The sequence below is a fragment of the Cupriavidus sp. 05T313 genome, from assembly GCF_056396665.1.
The window spans coordinates 1-2990 of record NZ_JBFTLX010000436.1; the positions used below are offsets into that span (position 1 = coordinate 1).

Below are 2990 nucleotides of genomic sequence, written 5' to 3' on the forward strand. Positions count from 1 at the left end.
GGCATGGGATGGGCGCGGGAGGGCGGGAGGTGGTCAAAGCGGAATTATAAAGGTTGACGCAACCCGGGGCGAAGTAGCTTGGGGCGCTGGTAGTATGTCCGCATGCCTGCCCTGACCCCTCTCGTTACGCCTGGCACGCCAGCCGAACATGCCGTGCTGCTGACATTCAGCCTGGCCGGACTGGCCTGGGCGCTGAGCCGGCGCCCCTGGCAACTGCTGCGCCGCGACGCCTTGCAGAATGGCTGGCTGGGCGCGCTGTTATTGCTGGCGCTGTTGTGGACGTTAAGGGCGACGCTGCCGGGCGGCATGGTGATCCAGTTGTTTGGCGCCACCCTGATGGTGACGCTGTTCGGGCTGCCGCTGGCCCTGCTGTCGCTGTTCGTGATCGACCTGGTGTCTTTGCTCGGCCTYGGGTACCTGGCCGGGCACGGCTGGGCTCAGCTGGATTGGGCCGCGCTCTGGCCGCGTTATGTCTGGATGGGGTTGTTGCCGGCCTTGCTGTCGGCTGCGCTGCAGGGCGCCATGCGCCGGCTGTTGCCGCGCCATCCCTTTGTCTTCATCCTTGGTCACGGCTACTTTGCCGCCGGCCTGGCCGCGCTGGGCGCCGGCGCGGCGAGGGCGATCTGGCGTAGCTACAGCGTGGGCGATGGCGTGCTGTCGCTGCCCGATACGCTGACCGCGGTGCTGATCCTGGCGTTTGGCGAGGCGTTTCTCACGGGCATGCTGGTGGCGGTGTTCGTGGTCTACAAACCRCAATGGGTTGTGACCTTCCGCGACGAGGAATATCTCAGGCGTTGAGCAGGCAGCCCGTCCGCCGGCCAGCGGGGCCGGACTGCCATTCTTCTTTCTGGCGCGGGCTCAGCTGCTTTTGGACAGGGCCAGGCGCAGCAGGTCGGCCACGGTGTTGACGTTGAGCTTTTCCATGATGTTGGCGCGATGCGCTTCCACGGTCTTGATGGAAATGCCCAGGTCGTCGGCGATCTGCTTGTTCAGCCGGCCTGCCACGATGCGCTCCAGCACCTGCTGTTCACGCGTGGTGAGCTTGCCCAGCAGGTCCTTGGCGGCGCGCTGCTCGCGGGCGGCGGAGTGGTCGGTGCGGGCCTTTTGCAGCATGCGCTCCACCAGCGAGCGCAGTTCGGACTCGTCGAACGGCTTCTCGATAAAGTCGATCGCGCCCTTTTTCATGGTGGAGACCGCCATCGGCACGTCGCCGTGGCCGGTGATGAAGACGATCGGAATATTGATGTTCTCCGCGATCATGCGTTCCTGCAGCTCGGGCCCGCTCATGCCCGGCATCCGCACGTCGAGGATCAGGCAGGAAACCTGGCCTGCGTCGTAGGCGGAGAGGAACTGTTCGGCGCTGGTAAAGCTGCGAACCTGGTAGCCATTGCCCTCCAGCAGCCAGGTCAGCGAGTCGCGCATGGCTTCATCGTCGTCGACGATGAAGACGGTCTCGCCGCGGTGGGAGGTGGGGTTTGGCGTTACGGTCATGAAGTCTCCTGGGACAACAAAGTCATTTGCCGCCAAGTGTAACCGGGCCGGGCGGCAAGCAACAGGGGCCGCCCTGGGGCGCGTGGCAGGGAACCTGGCGGCACGGCCAGCGATTTACTGGTCGATATGCGCCGGCAGCAGGGGCAGCATGATCTTGAATGTGCAGCCGATGCCGTCGGCATTATTCTCCACCCACAGCCGTCCCTGGTGCGACTCGATGATGGAGCGGCAGATATTCAGCCCCATCCCCATGCCGTCGGACTTGGTGCTGAAGAACGGCTCGAACAGCCGTTCCTTGGTGGCCTCGTCCACGCCGGGGCCCTGGTCGATCACGTCGATGCGCATGACCTGACCAAACTCGCCCGGCTCCACGCGCGCGTGCAGGCGGACCACGCCGGTGGCGCGCATGGCCGGCAGGCCGGCCATGGCCTCGACGGCGTTCTTGAGCAGGTTGACCAGCACTTGCTCGATCAGTACCGGATCGACGAACAGCAGCAAAGGCGGGGCCGGTAGCCGGGTCAGGATGGTGACGCGGCGGCGGGTGGCTTCCAGGTCGGCCAGGCCGACCGCGTCAGCCACGATGTCATGCAGGGCGGCTTCGCGCCGCTGCGGCTGGCTGCGCTTCACAAAGCCCCGGATGCGGCTGATGATGGTGCCTGCGCGCACCGCCTGCGCCGAAGTCTTCTCCAGGATCGGGATCAGGTCTTCGGCGGTGCTGCGCCCGGAGCGCAGCCGGGCCACCGCGCCCATGCAATAGTTGTTGATCGCCGCCAGCGGCTGGTTCAGCTCGTGCGCCAGCGACGAAGCCATCTCGCCCATGGTGGTGAGGCGGCTGGTGAACTGGAGCCGCTCCTCATGCTGGCGCGCCATTTCCTCGGCGGCCTTGCGCACGGTGATGTCGGTGGCGATCTGCATCTGCGCCAGGTGGCCGTCCACCCACTGGATATAGCGGCGGCGCACTTCGAACCATTTCTGCATGTCGGGCACGAACACTTCACGCGCGTCCGAGGAGTAGGGCATCAACTCCGAGGCCGGCAGGCCGGCGTAGGCGTCGACGAAGTCGGTTGCATCGCTGGAGACCTGCTCCTTGTCGATCTCGCCGCCGGCCAGCTTGAGGTGGCCCTCGGCTTCCCAGCCGAACAACTGCCGGTAGTAGCGATTGGCGAACAGCAGTTCGGGCTTGTCGGTGGCCAGCACGGACACCGCGGCATCCAGGCTTTCCAGCACCGTGGTGAAGCGGTCGTGCGCCGCGGCCAGCTCTTCGCGGGCGCGCTTGGGCTCGGTGATATCCGTCATCGAGCTCATCCAGCCGGTATGCCTGCCACGGCCGTCCACCAGCGGCGACACATACATGCGGGCGTAGAAGCTGCTGCCGTCACGCCGCATCACGCGCATTTCGTAGCCGCCGGCAGGCGATTTGCCCTGCAGCGTCAGGTCGATCTGCTTCTGCATTTCCTGCTGGTCGTTGGGCGGCCAGTAGGGGAAGGGCGGCACACGGC

The 2990-nt window shown here is 65.9% G+C and carries 3 protein-coding genes; 1 reads left to right on the plus strand and 2 read right to left on the minus strand.

Annotation, left to right across the window (positions count from 1 at the left end; translation table 11 throughout):
- Window positions 1–102 precede the first annotated feature (102 nt).
- A complete protein-coding gene (locus tag AC1DKD_RS40435; RefSeq protein ID WP_477110942.1) occupies window positions 103–798 on the plus strand; it encodes a hypothetical protein in 696 nt (231 codons plus the stop codon).
- Window positions 799–858: 60 nt separating this feature from the next.
- Here the strand turns inward: AC1DKD_RS40435 and AC1DKD_RS40440 are convergent, their stop codons facing one another.
- Both AC1DKD_RS40440 and AC1DKD_RS40445 read right to left on the minus strand, forming a co-directional pair.
- On the minus strand, window positions 859–1491 hold the full coding sequence (locus AC1DKD_RS40440; protein WP_045240083.1) for a response regulator transcription factor: 633 nt from the start codon (window positions 1489–1491) through the stop codon (window positions 859–861).
- Between the two features lie 114 nt (window positions 1492–1605).
- On the minus strand, window positions 1606–2990 hold a 1385-nt coding region (locus tag AC1DKD_RS40445), incomplete at its 5' end, for a PAS domain-containing sensor histidine kinase (RefSeq protein ID WP_477144664.1).